The 21854-nt window shown below is 60.7% G+C and carries 20 protein-coding genes and 2 pseudogenes; 20 read left to right on the forward strand and 2 right to left on the reverse strand.

The window, feature by feature from the left end; translation table 11 throughout:
- Positions 1–7 precede the first annotated feature (7 nt).
- Positions 8–1441: an extracellular solute-binding protein gene (locus FHT84_RS01515; RefSeq protein WP_183760961.1), complete on the reverse strand. Its 1434-nt coding sequence runs from the start codon at positions 1439–1441 to the stop codon at positions 8–10.
- Between the two features lie 294 nt (positions 1442–1735).
- On the opposite strand from FHT84_RS01515, the gene FHT84_RS01520 reads away from it, so the two are divergent.
- The 8 genes from FHT84_RS01520 (at position 1736) to FHT84_RS01555 (ending at position 10550) form a co-directional block, all read left to right on the forward strand.
- Positions 1736–2620, forward strand: coding sequence for a sugar phosphate isomerase/epimerase (locus tag FHT84_RS01520; protein ID WP_183760947.1), 885 nt, complete (start codon positions 1736–1738; stop codon positions 2618–2620).
- A 65-nt stretch (positions 2621–2685) separates the two neighbouring features.
- On the forward strand, positions 2686–3894 hold the full coding sequence (locus tag FHT84_RS01525; RefSeq protein WP_183760944.1) for an ROK family transcriptional regulator: 1209 nt from the start codon (positions 2686–2688) through the stop codon (positions 3892–3894).
- 29 nt (positions 3895–3923) lie between these two features.
- On the forward strand, positions 3924–4901 hold the full coding sequence (locus FHT84_RS01530) for a sugar kinase (RefSeq protein ID WP_183761290.1): 978 nt from the start codon (positions 3924–3926) through the stop codon (positions 4899–4901).
- Positions 4901–6178: a D-tagatose-bisphosphate aldolase, class II, non-catalytic subunit gene (locus FHT84_RS01535; RefSeq protein ID WP_183760940.1), complete on the forward strand. Its 1278-nt coding sequence runs from the start codon at positions 4901–4903 to the stop codon at positions 6176–6178. Before FHT84_RS01530 ends, FHT84_RS01535 begins: the two co-directional genes overlap by 1 nt.
- Positions 6179–6201: 23 nt before the next feature.
- Positions 6202–6927, forward strand: a complete 726-nt coding sequence (locus tag FHT84_RS01540) for an SDR family oxidoreductase (RefSeq protein WP_183760937.1) — start codon at positions 6202–6204, stop codon at positions 6925–6927.
- 11 nt (positions 6928–6938) lie between these two features.
- Positions 6939–7712 (forward strand): SDR family oxidoreductase, encoded by a 774-nt coding sequence (locus FHT84_RS01545; protein ID WP_112344741.1) that lies wholly within the window; start codon positions 6939–6941, stop codon positions 7710–7712.
- 570 nt (positions 7713–8282) lie between these two features.
- Positions 8283–9512 carry a cyclopropane-fatty-acyl-phospholipid synthase family protein gene (locus tag FHT84_RS01550; protein ID WP_348647333.1) on the forward strand — a complete coding sequence of 410 codons (1230 nt, stop codon included), beginning with the start codon at positions 8283–8285 and terminating at the stop codon, positions 9510–9512.
- Between the two features lie 270 nt (positions 9513–9782).
- A complete protein-coding gene (locus FHT84_RS01555; RefSeq protein WP_183760931.1) occupies positions 9783–10550 on the forward strand; it encodes a L,D-transpeptidase in 768 nt (255 codons plus the stop codon).
- An 89-nt stretch (positions 10551–10639) separates the two neighbouring features.
- Here FHT84_RS01555 and FHT84_RS01560 read toward each other — a convergent pair whose 3' ends face one another.
- Positions 10640–11536 carry a sugar phosphate isomerase/epimerase family protein gene (locus FHT84_RS01560; RefSeq protein ID WP_183760928.1) on the reverse strand — a complete coding sequence of 299 codons (897 nt, stop codon included), beginning with the start codon at positions 11534–11536 and terminating at the stop codon, positions 10640–10642.
- Positions 11537–11714: 178 nt separating this feature from the next.
- Between FHT84_RS01560 and FHT84_RS01565 the strand changes: the two genes are divergently transcribed.
- The 12 genes and pseudogenes from FHT84_RS01565 (at position 11715) to FHT84_RS01620 (ending at position 21796) form a co-directional block, all read left to right on the forward strand.
- Positions 11715–12785, forward strand: a complete 1071-nt coding sequence (locus FHT84_RS01565) for a LacI family DNA-binding transcriptional regulator (RefSeq protein ID WP_285165799.1) — start codon at positions 11715–11717, stop codon at positions 12783–12785.
- A complete protein-coding gene (locus FHT84_RS01570; RefSeq protein WP_112344747.1) occupies positions 12749–13756 on the forward strand; it encodes a substrate-binding domain-containing protein in 1008 nt (335 codons plus the stop codon). Before FHT84_RS01565 ends, FHT84_RS01570 begins: the two co-directional genes overlap by 37 nt.
- A 175-nt stretch (positions 13757–13931) precedes the next feature.
- Positions 13932–15425, forward strand: a complete 1494-nt coding sequence (locus FHT84_RS01575; RefSeq protein ID WP_183760925.1) for a sugar ABC transporter ATP-binding protein — start codon at positions 13932–13934, stop codon at positions 15423–15425.
- Complete coding sequence (locus FHT84_RS01580; protein WP_183760922.1) at positions 15418–16452, forward strand: ABC transporter permease; 1035 nt, start codon at positions 15418–15420, stop codon at positions 16450–16452. Before FHT84_RS01575 ends, FHT84_RS01580 begins: the two co-directional genes overlap by 8 nt.
- Complete coding sequence (locus FHT84_RS01585) at positions 16445–17503, forward strand: ABC transporter permease (RefSeq protein ID WP_183760919.1); 1059 nt, start codon at positions 16445–16447, stop codon at positions 17501–17503. Before FHT84_RS01580 ends, FHT84_RS01585 begins: the two co-directional genes overlap by 8 nt.
- Positions 17500–18888, forward strand: a complete 1389-nt coding sequence (locus tag FHT84_RS01590) for an FGGY family carbohydrate kinase (protein ID WP_183760916.1) — start codon at positions 17500–17502, stop codon at positions 18886–18888. The genes FHT84_RS01585 and FHT84_RS01590 overlap by 4 nt, the downstream gene beginning before the upstream one ends.
- Positions 18889–18920: 32 nt before the next feature.
- Positions 18921–19577 (forward strand): class II aldolase/adducin family protein, encoded by a 657-nt coding sequence (locus FHT84_RS01595; RefSeq protein WP_183761284.1) that lies wholly within the window; start codon positions 18921–18923, stop codon positions 19575–19577.
- Positions 19578–19660: 83 nt separating this feature from the next.
- A complete protein-coding gene (locus tag FHT84_RS01600; protein WP_183760914.1) occupies positions 19661–19936 on the forward strand; it encodes a type II toxin-antitoxin system ParD family antitoxin in 276 nt (91 codons plus the stop codon).
- Complete coding sequence (locus FHT84_RS01605) at positions 19923–20267, forward strand: type II toxin-antitoxin system RelE/ParE family toxin (protein WP_183760911.1); 345 nt, start codon at positions 19923–19925, stop codon at positions 20265–20267. The genes FHT84_RS01600 and FHT84_RS01605 overlap by 14 nt, the downstream gene beginning before the upstream one ends.
- 149 nt (positions 20268–20416) lie before the next feature.
- Positions 20417–20731: pseudogene (locus FHT84_RS01610) on the forward strand (response regulator); the annotation flags it as partial.
- Positions 20731–20997: pseudogene (locus tag FHT84_RS01615) on the forward strand (HAMP domain-containing sensor histidine kinase); the annotation flags it as partial. The pseudogenes FHT84_RS01610 and FHT84_RS01615, both read left to right, overlap by 1 nt.
- 208 nt (positions 20998–21205) lie before the next feature.
- Entirely contained in the window at positions 21206–21796 is a 591-nt protein-coding gene (locus tag FHT84_RS01620) for an ankyrin repeat domain-containing protein (protein ID WP_210278792.1), read from the forward strand.
- The last annotated feature ends 58 nt before the right edge of the window (positions 21797–21854 follow it).

Consider the following 21854-nt stretch of genomic DNA (forward strand, 5'->3'; position numbering starts at 1 on the left):
GGGAAGGCTATTTGCGATAGCCGAGCGAGGTCAGTTCCTCTTCCGTCTTTGCCGCCATCTTGTCGAGGCCCTCGTCCGGGCCGATCTTGCCGGTCAGGATGTCGAAGAAAATCGGGGCGGTCGCTTCGCGCACCTGGGCGTGGAACGGATAGGGCGGAGCGCCGGCGAAGAGCTTGCCCTGATCTTTCAGCATCGTATAGAAGCCACCGAGCTTGACATCCATGGCCTTGACCTTGGGGTCGTCGAAGGTCGCGGTATTGGTGACGCGCGGCGCGGCAATCGCCCAGTCCGGCTGTACCTCGTTCTGGCCGATGAATTGCAGGAAGAGCAGGGCTGCCTCCTGGTTCTTGGAGGTGACAGGCAGGCCGAAGGCGCCGCCGTCATAATAACCGACATAACCTTTGCCGGCTTCGGCGGCCTCGAGCACGCCCGGCTTGAGCGGCGGCAGGGCGAAGCCGACCTTGCCCGTGACCTTCGACTGCGAGGAATCGGTCGCGATCCAGGCCGCGTTCTCGCCATAGACCAGACCCTGCGCCACCCGGCCGGCAGCGAAGGTCGTGGCGACTTCCGTCCATGTGGATTGCGAGGATTCTGGCGGTGCGATGTCACGCAGATGCAGCCACCATTTCAGCGCGGCCTTCGCCTTGTCGCTGTTCATCTGGCCGCCATGCTCGACGGTCGCGGCATAGTCCTTCTGCGCATCGATGCCCCAATTGTAGACGCCGAAGGTCGGCGCAACGGACTCAAAGAACTCGTACCAGGAGGCCGGATGCCCCGTATGGGCCTGCGCCGTCGAGCCCCATAGCTGCATATTGTGATCCTTGCCCCATTGGGTGAAGAAGTCGGCGATTTCCGTATATTGCTCGTGGGTTGTTGCAGGCTTCAGATCATGGCCCGTTTTCTGCTTGAACGCCGCCTGGATTTCCGGATCGTCAAACAGGTCCTTGCGATAGAGATAGGTCTTGAGGAAGGCCTCCATCGGCACGCCGTAGAGATCGCCGTTCGCATCCTTGAAGTAGTTGGAGAAGCTGGTGAAATTGGCGGCATCGTAGGTCGGTGCCTTCAGATCCGGCTGGTCCTTCAGCGCCTTGGTGATGTCGGTCAGGAAGTTTCGCGCCATATAGGAATAGACGATGTCCTGCTCGATATAGACGACGTCGTAGATGCCGGTGCCAGCTTCCATGTCCTTGATCGCCTTGTCGTACATCTGATCCCAGGACGTCGTTTCGATTTCGACCTTGATGCCCGTTTTCTTCTCGAATTCGGGTGCCAGCACATCCTTGATAAAGTTGGAAGGGGGCGTGGACTCGGTCACTCCATGCAGCGTCACGCCCTTGAATTTCGCTCCGGCGTCGGACCAGAAGTCTGCCCAGGCCGGTGAAGCGGCGGCGGCAAGGCTAAGCGTCAGCGCGATGGCGCCGGCTTTCATAGCGTATCTCATTTCAATCCTCCCAGATTACAGCGAGATCATTCGCCGAGGGATTCTTAGCCCGAAATTCCGTCGTTTGCAATATTTGTTGCTTTAACATGCAAATCATGGAGCTATCTTGTTGTTTCGGCTGTCGATAATGGTCGATGTAAACATGTGGGAATATCAAGGCTGATATAAAATGCTGCAATGCAACGATATTCTCGCTATTGCAAAGCTCATTTCGCTGAATTTATTTGTTGCTTTGCCATACTAAATAACTTAATCCTGGATGGGGCTCGGACGAAAAATCGTGAGGTTACGACGATGCGACGCTTAGGAATCCATTCATTTGTATGGACGGGCGGCCAAACCCAGGAAGGGCTTGAAATGGCCCTGCAAAAGACGGCCGAGCATGGCTACGGAACCATCGAGTTCGCCTATCTTCGTCCCGAAAAATTCAACCTGGATCGGCTCGCAAGGCTTGCGCAGTCGCTTGACGTGGAGATCGGCGTGACGATGGGGTTGCCGCTCGACAAGGACGTATCGAGCGAGGATGCTTCGGCCGTTGCGGATGGTAAGCGGATGCTGGCTGACGCGGTGCGCGCAGTCAGAGACATCGGCGGCAACAAGCTGGGCGGGATTCTTTATTCAGCGCACACCAAGTACAATCGCCAGCCGACAAGGAAGGGCTGGGACAACAGCGTCGCGGCCATTGCGGCGACGGCCGACGTGGCTAGGGAGGCGAAAGTCGATCTCGTCCTCGAAATCGTGAACCGGTTCGAGACCAATCTGTTGAATACGACCGCACAAGGGCTGAAATTCATCTCCGAGACGGGCTCCGATCATGTTCGCCTGCATCTCGATACGTTCCACATGAACATCGAGGAGGCCAATCCCGCCGCGGCAATCCGCCTGGCCGGCGACAAGATCGGCTATTTCCACATCGGCGAAAGCAATCGAGGCTATCTCGGCGACGGCGTCATCGATTTCGACCTCATTTTCGACGCCCTGCTCGATATCGATTACAGGCGCGACATCGTATTCGAGAGCTTTTCGACCGCTGTCGTCGACGAGGGGTTGTCGCTCGCCTGCGCGATCTGGCGCGACACATGGACCGACAACGACCCTCTGGCCGCCCATGCGAAGCGTTACATCGAGCTTAAACATGACGAGGCCAGGCGCCGGCGTGCCACAAGCGCTCGTCCCTGATAATCCTTCGTGTGACCCGTTCCTGCCGTGTAAGCTGGCGCGGGTCGATTTGAAGGGATTGGAACATGAACGACACCGTCTCCATCGGAAGCTCGCCGCGTAGAATTCGCCAGAGCAATCTCGTCGCGGCTCTGCAGGCGATCTACAGCCACCGCGGCATGAGCCGCGCCGATCTGGCGCGAAAGCTCGGTATGAACCGCTCGTCTTCGGGTGAGATCGTTGCCGAGTTGACGGAAGGCGGGTTTGTTCATGAGCTGGAGGCAGGCAGCAGGCGTGGCGAGCAGTCGCGCGCGGGACGGCCGGGGATCATGCTGGAACTCATTCCCGATGCCGCGTTTTTCGTCGGTATCGAGATCGGCGTGGAGCATATATCCGCTGTCGTTATCGATCTTGCCGCCGAAGTCAGGCTTTGCCGCAAGGTCGCCTTCGATACGCTGTATTCGACGGTCGAGAGGGCTGTCGAACATGGCATAGCACTTATCGTCGGCGACATGACCAAGGAGATGATGGCGCGGTGCAGGGGGCTGGGCATTTCGACGCCGGCTCATATCCGGCCCGATGGGTCGGTAAGGCTTGCGCCCATTCTCGGATGGCGAAACGTCCCGTTGAAGGAAATCTGCCGGTCCGCATTTCCGGTCGAGGTTCCGATCGCAATAGAGAATGATGCGAATGCCTTCGCGATAGGGGACAGTTATCGCAGCCGCATTGCAGGTGTGACGCTCTTCCTGCTCATGGAGACCGGCGTCGGCGGCGGGATCGTCATCGACGGCAAGCTGTTTCGTGGCGGCCATGGCCTGGCCGGCGAGATCGGCCATACTCTCGTGTCCGGAAGCGGCGGGCAGAAATTCGAACAGCTGATCGGGCGCGAAGTGCTGATCAGGCAGTATCGCGAGGCCGTCGGACGAAATGACGCCGATCTGCAGGACTTCTTGGTCGGCGTTCGCGATCGTGTTCCGGCGGCCGTCAACATTGCGGAGACCTGGTCGCGTCATCTGGCATATGCGCTGTTGCAGGCCTGCCGGTTGATCGACCCCGGCAGGATCGTGCTCGGCGGCTCGGTGGCATCTCTCTATCCGATGGTTGCCGCCCGCGTGGCGGTCCATATGTCCGAGGGCCAGAATATTCCCTTTCCCAATCCCGAAATCGTCGTTGACCAGGACGCGGAATTCGGGTCCGCATTCGGAGCGGCATGCATGCTTCATCAACGCTTCCTTTCGCTGGAAAACGAGGAGTTCAGCAGTGACGACGGCATGCAGCAGCGCGCGGCGGTTTGAAAACAACAGGTATCGAAAGCATGACTGCGATGACTTCAGCACTGGCTCCTGACCAGCTCGGCCCCACGGTATGCGTCGGGGAAATTCTCGCGGAGATCGTCGCCACGACCGTCGGCGATGGGTTCGTCGAGGCCCAGCCGCTGATCGGGCCTTTCGCCAGCGGTGCGCCGGCGATCTTCATTTCGCAATGCGGGCGGCTCGGTGGCAGCGCGGCCATGATCGGCGCCGTCGGAGCCGACGATTTTGGCCGGGTGAACATCGAAAGGCTGAAGCGCGATGGCGTCGATATCTCCGCGATATCCATTGATCCGCATTACCCGACGGGCAGCGCCTTCGTTCGCTACCGCAGGGATGGCTCCCGCGATTTCGTCTACAACATCGCCAAGTCCGCCGCCGCGCGTTTCGGCTGGAGCGACGGTGTCCGCGATCTCATCGGTCGCAGCGGCCACCTGCATGTCATGGGCTCGGCGCTGTCGGTTCCGAGCGCATGCGAGGTGATCGACAAGGCCGTCGACATCGTAAAGGCTCGCGGCGGCACGCTCTCGGTCGATCCGAACATCCGCAAGGAGCTCAAGCTCGACGCGGATACCGAACGACGTTTTGCCAAGCTGGTTGCTGCCGCCGATCTGCTGCTGCCATCCGGAGAGGAGTTGGAGCGGGCGGCTGGCGTCGAGGGTGAAGCGAATGCGATCCGCCGCCTGTTCAGCATCGGGGTCAGGGAAATTGTGCTGAAGCGGGGAGTGGATGGGGCGACCTATTTCAACAGCGAGGGCGAGCGCATCGATGCTCCGGCCTTTACCGTCAAGGAAATCGATCCGACCGGCGCGGGCGATTGCTTCGGCGGCGCCTATCTCACCTGCCGCCGCCTGGGCATGCCGGCGGAGGATGCCCTGACCTATGCGGCGGCTGCCGGCGCCCGCAATGTCACCGTCGTCGGCCCGATGGAAGGTGCCGGTACTCGCGACGAACTCGATGCGTTCATAGCCGCTACCGCGAGGCGCTCCTGATGCAGGTCCATCTCGATCAATTGGCAACGCTGCGAGCCGAAGGCCGGCCGAAGGGCATCACCTCGGTCTGCTCGGCGCACCCGCTTGTGCTCAGAGCCGCGCTCCGGCATGGACGCCTGCATTCGAGCACCGTGCTGATCGAGGCGACCTGCAATCAGGTCAATCACCTGGGCGGTTATACGGGCATGACGCCGGGCGACTTCGCCGCCCTTGTCCAGCGGATCGCGAAGGAGGAGGACTGCCCGGAACAGCTCATCGTTCTGGGTGGCGATCATCTTGGCCCAAATCCGTGGCGGGATCGTCCTGCCGAGGAGGCCATGGCCGAGGCGGAGAAAATGGTCGCCGCCTATGTCGATGCCGGGTTTCGAAAAATCCACCTGGATGCCTCGATGGGCTGCAAGGGCGAGCCTACAGCGCTCGACGACGAGGCGACGGCCCATCGCGCGGCAAGGCTCGCGGCTGTGGCCGAAGCGTCGGCAAGGAGGAGCGGCGGCGTCATGCCGATCTATGTGATCGGCACGGAGGTCCCGCCGCCGGGCGGCGCCGATCATGCTCTAACGGCCATCGAGCCGACGGCCGCTCCGGCGGCGCGCAAGACGATCGACGTCCATCGACGCGTGTTTGAGGGCGCTGGCCTACACGAAGCGTTCGAGCGCGCCATCGGACTGGTCGTCCAGCCCGGCGTCGAGTTCGGCAATCACAATGTCATTGTCTACGACCGTAGCAAGATTGCCGAGCTGAAGTCCGTGCTGACCGACGAACAGCAATTCGTTTTCGAAGCCCATTCGACCGACTATCAGGGTACAGCGCCGCTCACGGCTCTCGTGGAGGATGGATTTCCCATCCTGAAGGTCGGCCCCGAACTGACTTTCGTGCTGCGCGAGGCCCTTTACGGATTGGATCTGATCGCTTCCGATCTCTTGCCGGATTATGGCAATCGGCCGCTTTACGCCGCCATGGAAGCGTTGATGCTGGCTCATCCAAAGAGCTGGAGCCAGCATTATCACGGGACCGAGGGTGAACAGCGGTGGCTGCGGCATTATTCGCTGTCCGACCGTATCCGCTACTACTGGGCCTCGGCGGACGCTCAATCCGCCGTCCAGAAACTATGCGATGCCCTGCGGGGACAGACCATACCGCTGCCGCTGTTCTGGCAACATATGCCTGCCGCCCGACATTTCGCCGATGCGCCGCTGGACCCGGAGGAGGTCCTGATCTGGCGGGTCACCCGTAGCCTTGCGGACTACCACGCCGCCTGCGGTGCAGGGAAACGATAGAAGTTTAACCCAAGGAGGAGAGAATGGACGAATTGAAGGGAAAAGTGGCTGCTGTCACCGGTGCGGCATCCGGGATCGGATTGGCGTCCACGGAGGCCATGATCGCGGCCGGAGCGACGGTCGTTCTCGTTGATCGCGATGAGAAGGCATTGAGGTCGGTTTGCGAACGCCTGGGAGAGAAGGCTATCCCGCTCGCCATCGACCTGCTGGATACCGAACAATGCGCCTCGCTGCTGGATCGCATCCTCGCCAAGGTCGGCCACTTCGATATCCTGCATGCCAATGCCGGCACCTATATCGGCGGCGATCTGGTGGAAGCCAATCTCGATGCCATCGACCGGATGCTCAACTTGAACGTCAATGTCGTCATCAAGAATGTCCGAACCGTGGCGCCGCATATGATCGAGCGGGGAACGGGCGACATCATCGTCACCAGCTCGGTCGCGGGCCATTCGCCGGTGCCATGGGAGCCAGTCTACTCGCCATCGAAATGGGCGATGACATGCTTCGTGCAAACCATGCGTCGCCAGCTTCTGAAGAGCGGAATCCGTGTCGGTTCGGTTTCTCCAGGCCCCGTCATCAGTGCCTTGCTCGCCGATTGGCCGGAAGAAAATCTGCGCAAGGCCAAGGAGGCCGGCGCCCTGATCGAACCCAAGGAAGTGGCGGATGCGATCATGTTCATGCTGACGCGTCCGCGCAACGTCACGATCCGTGACGTCGTTGTCCTGCCAAGCGCTTTCGACATCTGAGGAGCTACGCCATGAGCTACCAGAAAAAATTTCGCCTTGATGGCGAACATGCGGTGGTTACCGGCGGTGGCCGTGCGATCGGCCTTTGCTGCGTGGAGGCGCTGGCCGAGGCCGGAGCGGCCGTCGTCGTCATCGAGCGCGCCGAGGCCGACGCCCGAGAGGCGCTCGCCTTGCGGCAGAAAGGCTACGATATCGACCTGCGGATCGGCGATGTCACCGACTCCGCGCGCATGGAAGCGATCGCCACGGAGCTTGCCGATGGCGGCCGCGCCGCGACGATCCTGGTGAACAATGCCGGGATCGGCCAGAGTGGCATCCCGTCGCAGGACGTCACGGATGCCGATTGGCTGCGCATGATGGACGTGAACGTCAACGGCGTGTTCTGGTGCTCGCGTTCCTTCGGCCGTCACATGGTTGCGATGAAGCGCGGCGCCATCGTCAATCTCGGCTCGATGTCCGGAACCATCTGCAACCGACCGCAGCCGCAGACGCCATATAATGTGTCCAAGGCGGCCGTCCATCATCTCACACGTTCGATGGCGGCCGAATGGGCTGGGGATGGCGTCAGGGTGAATGCCGTCGCGCCGACCTATATCGAGACGCCGATGGTCATGGCGGTGGAGGCCAATCGCGATCGCATTCCGATCTGGCTTGCCGACACGCCGATGGGGCGAATGGGCACGCCTGAGGAGGTCGCCAGCGCGGTCCTCTTCCTCGCATCGAGCGCAGCAAGCCTGATGACGGGCGCCATCGTCAATGTCGATGCCGGCTTTACCTGCTGGTAGACGTTCCGTTCGATGGAAGAGGTGCGGGCCTGCTTGCGTCCATTCAGATGGGAATGGCCATTACAGCGGCTGGTTTCGTCATGCCCCAGCCTCGTCCGCGGACGAGGCTGGATTGTTTCATTGGCTCCGAGGACCGATCTCTCATATTGCCTTTACGCAGCTTCGGCAGGAAAGCCGCTGAGTGCTTTTTCGGGCATAGTCTCCGTCCCGTGCAGAGACGATGCTTTACAGATGTGAATGAAGGTTCTGAATTCGTCATCGTGTCGATCTGGCGACGATGGCAATACAACCGCATGGGCATTATCACAATCAAGTTTACGCAACCTTGATGTCGCAAATGATCTGGCTATTCTGCCTAATCAGGTAGTACGCTTTCCGCATTGAAATACCGTCTCGGGTTTCTCGGCCGCCCTCGGGCCGCGGAGCCACCCGCAAGGAAACGATAAGCAGGTAGTTTTCATGTTCCTAGAAGCAGCTCTTTCCAGCTTGATCAAAATCGGAACGCTCACGGTCATTTTTCCCGATGGTTCCACGCGCGATTTCGGTACGGGATCGGAACCGCGCGCAACGATGAAAATAAAAACCGCTCGCGCAAAGCGCCGCCTCTTCTTCAATCCTGCCTTGGCGCTCGGCGAGGCCTATATGGATGGCGATGTCGAGCCCGGCTCCGGCGATCTCTTTCAAATGATGGATTTGCTCGTCCTGAACATGATGGAAGGCGGCACCCACCCCTTCAGCAAGATCATGGACAAGGTTCGCTGGCTGCGCCGGCATCTCGATCAGTTGAATTTCGCCGGACGTTCGAAGCGCAATGTTGCCCATCACTACGATCTCGATGCGCGACTCTATTCGCTGATGCTGGACGACGACCGGCAATATTCCTGCGCCTATTTTCCTGTCGGCGATGAGACGCTCGAGGAGGCGCAACTCAAGAAGAAGCGGCATATCGCATCGAAGCTTATGCTGGATCGTCCAGGCCTCGAGGTTCTGGATATCGGCTGCGGTTGGGGCGGCATGGCGCTTTATCTGGCTCGAGAATTCGGAGCGCGGGTAACGGGCCTCACGCTTTCGGAAGAGCAATTGCTGGCGGCGAAGGCGCGTGCGAAGGACGCCGGTCTCGAGCATATGGTGACGTTCGAGCTGCTGGATTACCGGTCATGGACGCGGCCCGTCGACCGCATCGTCTCCGTCGGCATGTTCGAGCATGTCGGTATCAATCACTACCGGACCTTCTTCGACAAGATTCGCGCCGTGCTCAAGGAGGATGGCGTTGCCCTGATCCACGCGATCGGCCGGGCTGACGGGCCGGGCAGCACGAATCCCTGGATCGCAAAATATATTTTCCCAGGCGGTTATTCGCCGGCGGTCTCCGAAGTCCTGTCCGTGGTCGAAAAGACCGGGCTCTGGACGACCGACATCGAAATCCTTCGTCTCCACTATGCCAAGACCCTTGAGCAATGGCGGCATCGCTTCATGAAGAACAGGGACACCCTGGCAAAGCTCCATGACGAACGGTTCTGTCGGATGTTCGAATTCTATCTGATCGGATCCGAACTTGCCTTCCTCCGCATGGGTCATATGAACTGGCAATTACAGCTGACCAAGAATGTCTCTGCACTGCCATTGGCACGTGACTACATGGTCGATATCGAACGGGCGAGGGCTGTCATCGCAGAGCAGGGGAAGGCGCAGCCGATCGAAGCCGCGAGCGCGCGGGCAAGACGGGATCTGACCGTGCATGACGAACGCAAGCCCCGTCAGCAAAATCAATCCGGTACGGAGTCTTCCCGGAACCTCTAAAAGCAGCCTTCGATGTGGCAGCTGGCGTCCCCTTATCGTGCGGACCGACGCCAGCCGGCATCGGCAAACACGAGGCCGGCTCCGGCGATGGTTCGGTGTGAGTTGGCTGTTCGCGAAAATGTGCGACGTGTGGTCATTGTCTTGGCGGACTTGCCATCACAGATCGCAATTGGCTATGGGGTTATCGCCATAGGATGATTAGACACGTTTGCCTTTCAGCTTCATTGCCTGAAAGGGCGGCACCAATTCGCGGGGATTATCAGGACCGAAATGCACTCAGCCAAGAACGAAAAGACTCTCTCACGACGGGCTTTCATACTCGGATCCATTTCCGCCACCGCAACGCTTGCGGGGTGTGCCACGACGGCTCCGGTTCCGACGCCGATCGCCGCTCCGGCTCACATGCCGCCCGTCGTTCCCGTCGCTTCGCAAGCTGAGAGCACGATCGCGCCGGATCCGGAACTCGAGGCCCGCTATACCTCTGTGGTTGATGGCGGCCATGTCATTCCGGCGATACCTTATCGAAAACTGGATCCGAAATTTTACCGGCAGCGCGTTCCTGATCCGACCGGAGAGCCGGCCGGCACGGTCGTCGTGGATACCGCGTCGAGATTGCTCTACGTCGTGGAACGTGGCGGCACTGCCATGCGATATGGCGTCGGCATCGGCCGCGACGGCTTTGCATGGGAAGGCGAGGGGATCATTCATTGGCGGCAGCATTGGCCGCGCTGGAAGCCGCCGGGCGACATGATCGCCCGCAAACCGGAACTCGCGAAATATTCGGTTGCCAATGGCGGCATGGATCCGGGCATCAAGAACCCTCTGGGTGCTCGCGCCCTCTATATCTTCCAGAACGGCAAGGATACGCTTTACCGTCTGCATGGTTCGCCGGAATGGCGCTCGATCGGCAAGGCAGCATCGTCCGGCTGCGTTCGCCTGATCAATCAGGATGTCATCGACCTTTACGAGCGTATTCCATACCACGCGCGCATCGTCGTTCATCAGACGCCGCTTCAAAGCAAGGCGATTTCTGCCTGAGAGAGCGGCGCGCCTTCGAGACGGGGGATTGTAAAGCTATAAACGCCTTCTCCCCGAGGAGAGAAGGAGATAGCGAGTGCCTTCAGCGATTAGGGCAGTAGACTGCGCTGCTGGCTTTGACGCTGGGCTTCCTGCGCGGCCTTGAGCTGTGCCTTCGTATACATCAGCGCATGTTCGGCAAGGTCGCGTCCGTCGTCCCAAAGGTTGCGCCAGATGCCGAGAATGCCTTCGAGCGGCTGGCCGACGACGCGGGAGGAGAAGGATTCGAAGGTGATGGGCCCCTTGTAGCCAGAGCGTACCAAAGCCCTGAAGACGCCGGCAAGATCGATCGTGCCAGAGCCCATATAGCCGCGATGGGAATCGCCGGTGTGGAAGTAGCCGAGATGATCGCCGGTTTCGAGGATGGCGGCCTGAATATCGGATTCCTCGATGTTCATGTGGTAGACGTCCAGATGCACTTTCACATTCGGCATGGCGATGCGCTTGCACATTTCCACGCCTTGGGCGGCCGTGTTGAGCACATTGGATTCGTAACGGTTGACCACTTCCAGAACGAGCGTGATGTTGCTTTTTGCCGCCGTTTCGGCCACCTGACGCAGAATGTCGACCGATTGTGCGACGCCGGCAGCCGTCGTCGGCTCGGTATATTTACCGAAGGCCGAGTGCAGGATGCCGCCGATATATTCGCCGCCGCAATCACGGCAGACAGCGATCGCCTGTTCCAGCTTTTCCTTGCCGCGCCGACCCTTCTCCTTGTCGCCGCTTGAAATGTCGCTGTCGAAATCGAGGCCGAGCGAGAAATTGATGCCGATGCCGCTTTTTTCCAGCTGGCGGCGTGTGAATTCAGGATCGATCAGGCTGGGATCGAGCGCCGGCGCCTCGATGAAATCATAGCCTACCTCGGCGCTCTTTGCGATCGCGCGGGCGCATTCGTCGCGGCTCCAGCCAGCCTCCCAGACCAGCGCGTGAACTCCCAGCTTGTTCATGATCGTCCTCCCGGTTTCGTGGATGCAAAAGAAATTGCTGCAATGCAAAGGAAATGAATCGTTTTATACTTGAAAACGTCCACATTGACACCGCACCTATACAGGCATAGCCTACAATAAAACGTTTCACCAGAATTTTTGCAATATCAATCGGAGATTGGTCGTGGAGGAGGGGAAAGTGTCGAAATCGCGAACCCCTTCCATCAAGATGGTGGCCGACAGGGCCGGCGTTTCGGTAGCAACCGTCTCGAATGTCCTCAATGGCAAGCCCACGGTCTCTCCGGACTTTGCCCGGCGCGTGAACGATGCGGTGCGCGAGCTCGGCTATGTCGTCGATCTTGGCGCGTCGCGGCTGCGTTCGCGTAAGACCCAGCTTGTCGGCGTCGTCGTGCCGGATCTGACCAATCCGATGTTTGCCTCCTTCGTCTCCACGCTGGAACATCTGGCGCGCCTGGACGATTACGATCTGGTCGTCGTGTCGGCACGCAACGACACCGAGGAGGAGGCCGATCGCCTGCGCAAGATCCGTGCCTGGCGCCCGGCCGGTCTGATCGTCATTCCCTGCGACGGCGCCTTTGCCGAGCGGTTGCCGACCGGCTTTTTCGCGCCGGTCGTCCTTGCCGACCGCATACCGGATGCGGCTGGGTTCGATCTCATTGCGGTCGATAACGGTCCGGCCGCCGGCGCGATCGCCGCCCATCTCGATGGACGGGGTTATCGCGATTGTCTGATTGTCGGCAGCAGCCTTTCAATCAGCAATGTGCGCGAACGCTGGGAGGGCGTGCAGGCGGCAGCCAGGCGCATGCATGTCGAAATGCTGGAGATCGGCATCGATGATGCCAACGGTGCGCAGCGTCTCGAAGAGCGGCTTCGCCGTCGTCCGCTGCCCGGCGCGCTGTTTTCGCTCGACCACGGCACGACGCTCCTGACTTATCGCGCCATGTCGGAGATCGGACTTTCCGTGCCCGGGGATCTCGCTTTTGCGAGCTTTGACGATATGGAATGGATGCAGCTGGTCGCACCCGGCATCACGGCCGTGCGCCAGCCTATCGAGGAAATGGCCGAACAGGCCTGGGCGCTGCTCTTGCGGCGCATGACCGGCTCTGCCGGAAAACCGGTTACACGGCGCCTGCGCTGCGCCATCGAGATCCGCGGCTCGACGCTGCGGAGCCCGCTTGAGGAGGCGGGTAACACGAAACTGGGAGGAGAAAAATGGAAGTTACAAGACGAACCATACTCACCGGAATAGGCGGCGCCGTCGTCGCCGGGACGCTCGGCGCTACGATCGGGGTTGCCCAGGCGGCCGAGCCGCAGGTCGGCGTCGTCGTCAAGATCGGCGGTATTCCCTGGTTCAATGCCATGGAAGTCGGCATCAAGAAGGCTGCACCGGAATTCAAGGCGAATGCCTGGATGGTCGGACCGACGCAGGCGGATGCCGCCCAGCAGGTCCGCGCGATCGAGGATCTGATTGCCCGCAAGGTCGCCGTCATCGGCATCGTTCCGAATGATTCCGCCGCACTCGATCCCGTTCTCGGCAGGGCGAGGGCAGCCGGCATCAAGGTACTGGCCCACGAAGGTCCGAGCCAGAAGGAAGCGGATTGGGACTTTGAACTGACGACCATCGAGGGCTACGGCCAGGCGCATATGGACCTGCTGGCGAAGCAGATGGGCGAGGAAGGTAAATACATCGTCTATGTCGGTTCGCTGACGGTTCCGCTGCATAATGCCTGGGCGGATGCGGCGATCGCCTATCAGAAGCAGAAATATCCAAAGATGCAGATGCTCGGCGACCGCTTCGGCGTGGCCGAGAGCCTGGATGAAAGCATCAAGACCACGCAGGATCAGCTGCGTGCGCATCCGGACCTCAAGGGTATCCTGACATTCGGCTCGCAGGGGCCGATCGGTGCGGCGCGCGTTCTCGACGATCGCGAAAAGGCGAAGTCGATCGTGCTGGTCGGCGGCTTCTCGCCGGGGCAGGGCGTCAAATATGTCAAGTCCGGCACGATCCGCGGCGGCTTCATCTGGAATCCGATGACGGCAGGCGAAATCTTCGTCCAGCTTGCCTCTCTGCTCGCCGCCGGCAAGGAGCCGACCGACAATATGGAGCTGACCGGCGTCGGCAAGGTCCGCGTCTATCCGGACAAGAAGCTCATCCAGGCCCAGAAGCTGGAGTCGCTCGATAAGGAGAATATCGACCGGCTCGTAGCGCTTGGTCTCTAAAGCATTTCCAGGAAAAGTGCGCAGCGGTTTTCCGTTCGGAATGCGTAAGAAACCAAGAGGATAGAGCTTTTCCGCAATTCGAAGAAAAGCGGAAAAGTTCTGGCTGTTCCTCCCGAGGGCCGGCGGTTGGCGTGGATGCCGCCGCCGGCCAACCCATCCCAATCGGAGTGGATCGATGAGCGATGATATTCCGTTTCTGCGATTGACCGGGCTGTCCAAGCGGTTCGGGGGCGTGCGCGCATTGGAAGAGGTCGACTGGGACGTGCGGCCCGGCGAAATCCATTGCCTTGTCGGTGAAAACGGTTGCGGCAAGTCGACACTCATCAAAACGGTGGCCGGCGTGCACCCGCCCACAGCAGGCATGATCGAGATCGAAGGCAAGCCGGTTCTGCCGCTGGACCCGGCCGGCGCCAAGGCTTTGGGAATCCAGGTGATCTTTCAGGATCTGTCGCTGTTTCCCAACCTGTCCGTTGTCGAAAACATTGCCATCGAGAGCCATCTCGATCGACTTGTAAAGCCGGTCAACTGGAGGCAGATGCGCGAGAAGGCCGGCACCGTGCTGGCAAGGCTCGGCTTTGCGCTCGACCTCGATCTGGTGGTGTCCGATCTCTCGGTGGCCGAGCGCCAGATCGTTGCCATCGCGCGCGGCCTTGCCGCCGAGGCGCGGCTGATCTTCATGGACGAGCCGACGGCGTCGCTGACGCGCGCGGAGGTCGACCGTCTGCTTGATATTGTCGGACGGCTCAAGGCCGATGGCATAGCTGTCGTCTTCGTCTCCCACCGGCTCGACGAGGTGGTCGAGATCGCCGAGCGCGTCACCGTGATGCGTGACGCCCGCAAGGTCGGCACCTGGCCTGCCGATCAGATGAACGAGAAGAAGATCGCGCATCTGATGACAGGGCTCGATATCGATCATTCGATCGTCGCCCGCGACATGGGCGAAGCGCAGCCTGTCCTCGAGGTCAGCGGCTTGTCGCGCCGCGGTGAGTTCGCCGATATCGATTTCACTCTTCACCGCGGCGAGGTGCTCGGCATCTCCGGATTGCTGGGATCGGGGCGCACCGAACTGGCATTGACGCTGTTCGGAATGCATCGTGCCGAAAGCGGCAGCATCCGTCTCGAGGGCGCACAGCTTACGCTTCGCTCCAATCGTGACGCGGTGCGTGCCGGCATTGCTTATGTCTCCGAGGATCGTCTGAGCCTCGGCGTCATCCTGCAGCAGTCGATCGGCGACAACATCATGCTTGCAGTCATGAGGGGCATGGCAAACCAGCTGGGGCTTATTCCCGACAGGACACGCAGGCAGCTTGCCGAAGATTGGGTGAAGCGGCTCGCCATCAAGGTCCCTTCCACCGATCGCGCCGTACAGACGCTTTCAGGCGGCAATCAGCAGCGGGTCGTTTTGGCAAAATGGCTCGCCACGCGGCCGAAGGTTCTGATCCTCGATTCCCCGACCGTCGGCGTCGATATCAAGAACAAGCAGGGCATCTACGATGTGGTGGCCGATCTCGCCCGCCAGGGCGTCGCCATCATCCTCATCTCCGATGAAGTGTCCGAGCTGTTTGCGACCTGCGACCGCATCCTGCACATGCGCGCCGGCCGCATCGTCGGCGAAGCGGTGCCCGGAAACGTCAGCGAGGCCGATATGAAGGAGCGCATCTATGCATGAGCACAGCAAGACGGTCGGATCATCCTTCGTCGCGCAATTGAAGCGCCGCCCCGAAACATGGCTGCTGGCCGTCATTGTTCTGATGATGCTCGTCTTCTCGTTGACGGCGCGAGATTTTCTGACGCTCGCCAATCTCATCGACCTCCTTGAAACCTATTCCGTGCAGGCGATCATGGCGATGGGGCTTTTCGTCGTGCTGGTTTCGGGCGGCATCGACATCTCCTTCGCCGCAACCGCCTCAGTGGCGCAATATTGCGCGGCATTGCTGGCAACGCAGTTCGGCTATTCCGCACCCGCCGTCATTGTCTGCGGCCTGGCGATCGGTGTCGGCCTCGGCTGCCTGAATGCGCTGCTGGTCCACTACGTGCGCATCACGTCGATCATCGCCACGATCGCCATGATGAGCGTCAGCTTTTCATTGCTGATGTATTTCTCCGGCGGCAAATCGATCTACACGTTGCCGGATTGGTGGACGAACCGCATCGTGTTCTGGCGCATGGAGACGGCATCGGGCGATATCGTCCGCCTGACGCTGCCGATCGTCGCCATGGTGGTGGTGACGCTGTTCACCTGGGCATGGATGACGCGGTCTTCGGTCGGCCGTCAGCTCTATGCCATGGGCGGCAATGGCGAGGCGGCACGACGGATCGGCATGAATATCGGCCGCCTGCAATTCGTCGCCTACGGCTATCTCGGATTGATGGCGGCGATCGCGGGCCTCCTGCAGGCGCACCGGGTCGGCGAAAGCGTGCCCAATGCCATGTACAATACGGAACTTGCGGTATTGTCCGCCGCGGTGCTCGGCGGCGCCAGCCTGACGGGCGGCGTCGGTACCGTGCCCGGCGTGCTGCTCGGCATCGTTCTGCTGGCCGTCCTGCAGAACGGGCTCAACCTGCTCGGCGTCTCCTCTTATTTCTTCCAGATCGTCATCGGCATCACCATCCTGGTTTCGACGTCGATCACCGTGATCAGCTCGCGTCCGGGCCGCCGCCATCGCATCATCGCCGGAGCGTCGTCCAATGGCTGAGCACCCGCTTCTCTATAACATCAACAGCGGCCTTGCGGATCTGATGGCGCGCGTGCGGACGGGCATTCCCGGTGCGCATACCGGGCTGGTCGTCCTGCTGATCCTTCTCGTCGCCGGCTTCTCGCTGTTCATTCCGAATTTTGCTTCGATCGGCACGTTGCAGTCCTTCATGTACCAGCTGCCGCTGCTCGGACTATTGTCTCTGGCGATGATGGCGCCGCTGATAACGGGCGGGCTCAATCTGGCGATCATCGCCACGACGAACCAATGCGCGCTGCTGATGGCCTTCACCATGCAGAGCCTGATCACGCCAGACAGCGGCACCGGGACGGCAATTGCCGTGATCGCCCTGGCACTTGTTGCCGGTCTCGCATTGTGCCTGCTTATCGGCTTCGTCACCGGTCTGCTCATCGCCTATACCGGTGTCCATCCGATCCTGATCACGCTTGGCACGAAATCGCTGATCGACGGGATCAGCATCTATCTCACGCGTGGCATGGCACTTTCAGGCATACCGGACGGTTTCAGCCGTATCGGCACGGCCACAATTATCGGCGTGCCGATGATCTTCCTGCTGCTGATCGTCGTGGCGGTCATCGTCAGCCTCATATTGCGGCGTACCGCCTTCGGCGTCTCCTGCGCCATGATCGGTTCCAATATCGAAGCCGCGCGCTATTCGGCGATCGATACGCGTCGGGTGCTGGTCGGCGTCTATGTCATGTCGAGCCTCATCTGCTTCTTCGCCGCCTTGGTCATGCTGGCGACCTTCAATTCGGCAAGCGCGGATTATGCGCAATCCTATCTGCTCGTGACGATCCTTGCGGCCGTGCTTGGCGGCGTCGATCCATTCGGCGGCTTCGGCACGGCCGGCGGGTTGATGCTGGCGCTGGCGATCCTGCAGGTCATCTCCTCGGGCTTCAACCAGTTCGGCCTCAGCAACTATCTGACGGTCGCGATATGGGGCGGCATTCTCATCTTGGTCGCCATGGTTCAGACGGTACGGCCCTATCTCATGGGGCTGCTGCCAGCACGTTTTCTCGGTCCGAAATGAGCATCGTCGCGGTTTTTGACATCGGCAAGACGAATGTGAAGTTGTCGGCGGCAACCGATGATGGTCGCGTGCTGGACACGTTGTCGACGCCGAACAAGGTCAAGGACGGACCGCCTTATCGCCATCACGACCTTGATGAACTCGAAGCTTGGCTCATCGATAGCCTGGCTGCATTGGCCAAACGGCATGACATAGGCGCGATCGTCACCTGCGCGCATGGTTCCGGCGGCGTGCTGGTCGGCGGGCAGGGTGCGGCAATGCCGATGATCGACTACGAGCAGCCCATACCCGCCGATGTCGACGCCTGCTACAGGACGATCGTCGGCCCCTATCGCGAAAGGGCGAGCGCCATCATGTTGGGTGCGGCGCATCTCGCGCGACAAATGCTCTGGCAGGAAATGCACTGGCCAGAGACATTCGCAGCCGCCAGCGCCTATCTCGCCACCCCGCAATATTGGGCCTTTCGCCTGTCCGGGGTCTTGTCAAGCGAGGTTACGAGCCTGGCGGCGCAGTCGCATCTTTGGGCCTCGGCCGATGGGCGGCCGGCTACGCTCGTCGAAAGCCGTGGCTGGCAGCGCCTCATGCCGCCGATGCGGCGCGCCTGGGAAACGCTTGGGCCTTTGAAGCCGGAGTTGGCCAGACGCTGCGGCCTGCAGGCAACGACGCGCATCCTATGCGGCGTGCATGACTCCTCGGCGAACTTCTACCGTTACCAGGCCGCCGATCTCTCCGATTTCATGGTCATTTCGACGGGCACATGGATCGTCGCGCTCACGGATCGCCTCGGCGTCGATTTCGATGTCGAGTTACCCGGTCACTCCTGCAATGCCGATGTGTTCGGCAATCCGATGCCCGGCATGCTCACCATGGGCGGGCGCGAATTTTCCGCCGTCGCCGCAAAGGCCTCAGGCCCAGCGTCGCTGCAGGCGGTGCGGAGGATCGTCGCCTCAGGCACTTTTGCGCTGCCGACCTTCGGCTCGGACGACGGGCTCTTTCCCGGCACGGCGCATCGCGGCCGTCTGCAAGGTCCGCTTGCGGAGGATGAGGATGTGCGTTTCACGCTCGCCATGGTCTATTCGGCGCTGCTGACGGCAGCCTGCATCCGGGATCTGCCTCCCGCGGGAACGGTGGTACTTGACGGCAACTTTGTCGTCGATCCTCTCTATGGCGCCGCCGTTGCGGCCCTTTTGCCCGAACGGCGGGTGCTTGTGAGCCGCAGCACGACCGGCACGGCGACGGGCGCTGCCATGCTCGCCGCCCATGAGAAGCGCACTTCGCCGGCGCCACTCGCCGCCGAAGCGCCGGATATTTCCGACTTTCCCGAACTTTCATCCTATCAGCGCCGCTGGCAGGCGCTGATCAAGACCATGGAGCAAATATCGTGACGACTTATGACGACAATGCCCTGCGCGAGGAAATGGTAGCGATCTGCCGCCGGATGAACGCGTCCGGCATCAACCAGGGAACGGCGGGCAACATGTCCGTGCGCAATCCCAAGGGTTTCCTGATCACGCCAACATCTCTCCCCTACGACGTGATGCAGCCGAAGGACCTGGTGCAGATGTATTTTGACGGCAGCTACGAGGGCGAACGCCGGCCGTCGTCGGAATGGCGCTTTCATCGCGATATCCTTGCCTCCCGCCAGGATATCGAATGCGTTCTCCACTGCCACTCGGTCTATGCGACCACGCTCGCCGTGCACCACAAGACCATCCCCAGCTTCCACTACATGACCGGTGTCGCCGGAGGTACGACGATCCGCTGCGCGCGCTATGCTACCTTCGGCACCCAGGCGCTTTCGGATGCGGCCATCGAGGCGCTGCAGGACAGGCTCGCCTGCCTGCTCGGTCAGCATGGCCAGATCTCGCTCGGCACGACGCCCGCGGCAGCGCTTGCCCTTGCTATCGAGGTCGAAACCCTGTCGCGCCTTTATGTTCAGGCATTGACGCTCGGCGAGCCTCCCATTCTCGATGACGAGGAGATGGCGCGCGTCATCCAGCAGATGAAGAATATGAGCTATGGGATGGCGCCTGATCTGGGCGGCGTCAACGATACGGCCAAACACCGGCAATAGGGCCAACGCTCCAGATCTTCCGGACACGACGCCTTAACATATATGCGACTGGGTCGCACTTTAACGCTTGAAGGAGATAGACAGTGAGCGTCAAGTCGTCGATATCGTTGACCGAGCAGCAAGATGCGTTTGCCCGCTCGCTCGTCGAAACGGGTCGCTATTCCAGCTTGAGCTCTGTCCTCCAGCAGGGTCTGGAGCTGCTTCGGCAGAAAACCGAGGCGGAGGCGGCAGAGACGGAGGCGCTCCGCATGCTCATCCAGCACAGGGTCGACGAGCCGAAAATCTCGGCAATGGACATGGAAGAGCGGATCGCAAGCATGATCGAGCGGAAACGGCGCGCTCTTCGTGTGGAATCTTGAATATTCAAAAGACGCGGACCGCGACTTCGAGCTGATCTTCGATCATCTGTTCGTGGCCTATATCGACTTGGGGGATACGCCCGAGGAAGCTCTCGAGCGCGCCGCCGAGCGTATCCATGCGCTTCGTCTGGCGATCGATCGGCTGGTCGAGACGCCGCACATCGGAACGTTGCGATCGGATATCCATCCCGGCATTCGCTTCCTGCGGCGTGACGGGGCTGCAGTCTGGTTTCTGCCGATCGAGGAACGTCGGGCGTTTGTCGTCGCCGCGATTTTCTTTGGCGGCCAGGGTCACATCAGGCGGATGCTGGCGCGTTTGCTGGAAAATTAGCGACCGGCTCGATCGCGTCCCCACCGCGCGCAGCCGGCAAGAGTCAACGCAACGCAGTATCCCTTCGCAAATCTGCGTGTAATGTAGCTGCAATCTTTGGCTGTCAGTGGGGCAAAGGACGGCAAGCGCCATTCTTTGGGGAAACATCGTTGCGAATCTTGCTTCTTGAGGATGAGCCCGAGATGGCTCTCGCGCTTCTCGAGGCGCTGAGACGCCGCGACGTGCTTGCCGATCATGTCCGGACGATTGCGGATGCCGAGGCGATGGCCCGTCTCGGGACCTATGATGTCCTGGTCCTGGATCGTCGCCTGCCGGATGGTGAGGGTCTCGATCTTGTTGCCGCGCTTCGTCAGCACAGGCATCCCGTGCCGATCCTCGTTCTGACCGCTCTCGGCACCGTCGATCATCGTGTGAACGGACTTGACAGCGGAGCCGACGATTATCTTGCCAAGCCTTTCGCGATGGTGCTGCCGGCACGATCGATGTCTGCGATGAAGGTCCAGGCATACCGCAGGCGGAGCGCGATCGCGTTTTCGAACCGTTTCGCCGCATCAATGCCAGCTCCTCCGGAGCAGGCCTGGGGTTGAATCTGGTCAAGAAGGCGGACGAGATTCACGGCGGACGCGTTTTATTCCTCGATACCGGCCAAGGCTTCTGCGTGCGGCTTGAGATCGGCTCCATCCCTCCCACGGTCGTGGTGGCGGACAAGGGCTGGCGCGGAAAACGGTGAGGCTATGGCAAGGCCATAGCAACGGAAAATCCTGAAAGTGTTTTCATTTTCTCAGTGGTCCCGGCTTTGATATTCGATTTTCCGAAGCGGAGTTCCCTGCTAGATTCAGACAGAACCACCAACGGGATGAGGCATGTTGAAATTTTTGCTGTCGGCCTGGCTTTTCCTGATGGCTGTCTGCACTCCTTTCCTTGCCTTCGGCGATACAATGGATCTTCGACTACATATGGCGGCCGCGGCGGGCGATGTCGCCGCCATCCGGGAACTGCTCGTCAGCGGTGCTGCCATCGAGGCGCGGGACGCAAGCGGCGCGACGGCACTGCTTGTCGCGACACATGGCAACCAGGTGGAGGCCGCACGGGCGCTGATCGAGGCTGGCGCCGACGTCAATGCCAAGGACGAGATTGAGGATAGTCCCTATCTCTATGCCGGCGCCCGCGGCCATCTCGACATTCTAAAGCTCACCCTTGCCCATGGTGCGGATCTCAAAAGCATCAATCGCTATGGCGGCACGGCGCTCATTCCCGCGTCCGAGCGCGGCCATGTCAAAACGGTCGATACCTTGATCAAGGCCGGCGTCGATGTCGATCACGTCAACTGGCTCGGTTGGACGGCCCTGCTGGAGGCGATCATCCTCAGTGACGGCGGTGCATCTCACGTTCGGATCGTCGAACTGCTGATCGGTGCCGGCGCAAACGTCGATCTCGCGGACAATGATGGCGTGACGCCGCTCCAGCATGCCCGCAACCGCGGCTACGGCAAGATCGTGAAACTGCTTGAGAAGGCGGGGGCCACGTGACGTGGCATTTCCGGCTGTAGCGCAATCCGCTATATGGCGAAGGCGCATGCCGCAGCCT

The sequence above is a fragment of the Rhizobium sp. BK289 genome, assembly GCF_014193575.1.
Taxonomy (GTDB): Bacteria; Pseudomonadota; Alphaproteobacteria; order Rhizobiales; family Rhizobiaceae; genus Rhizobium; species Rhizobium tropici_C.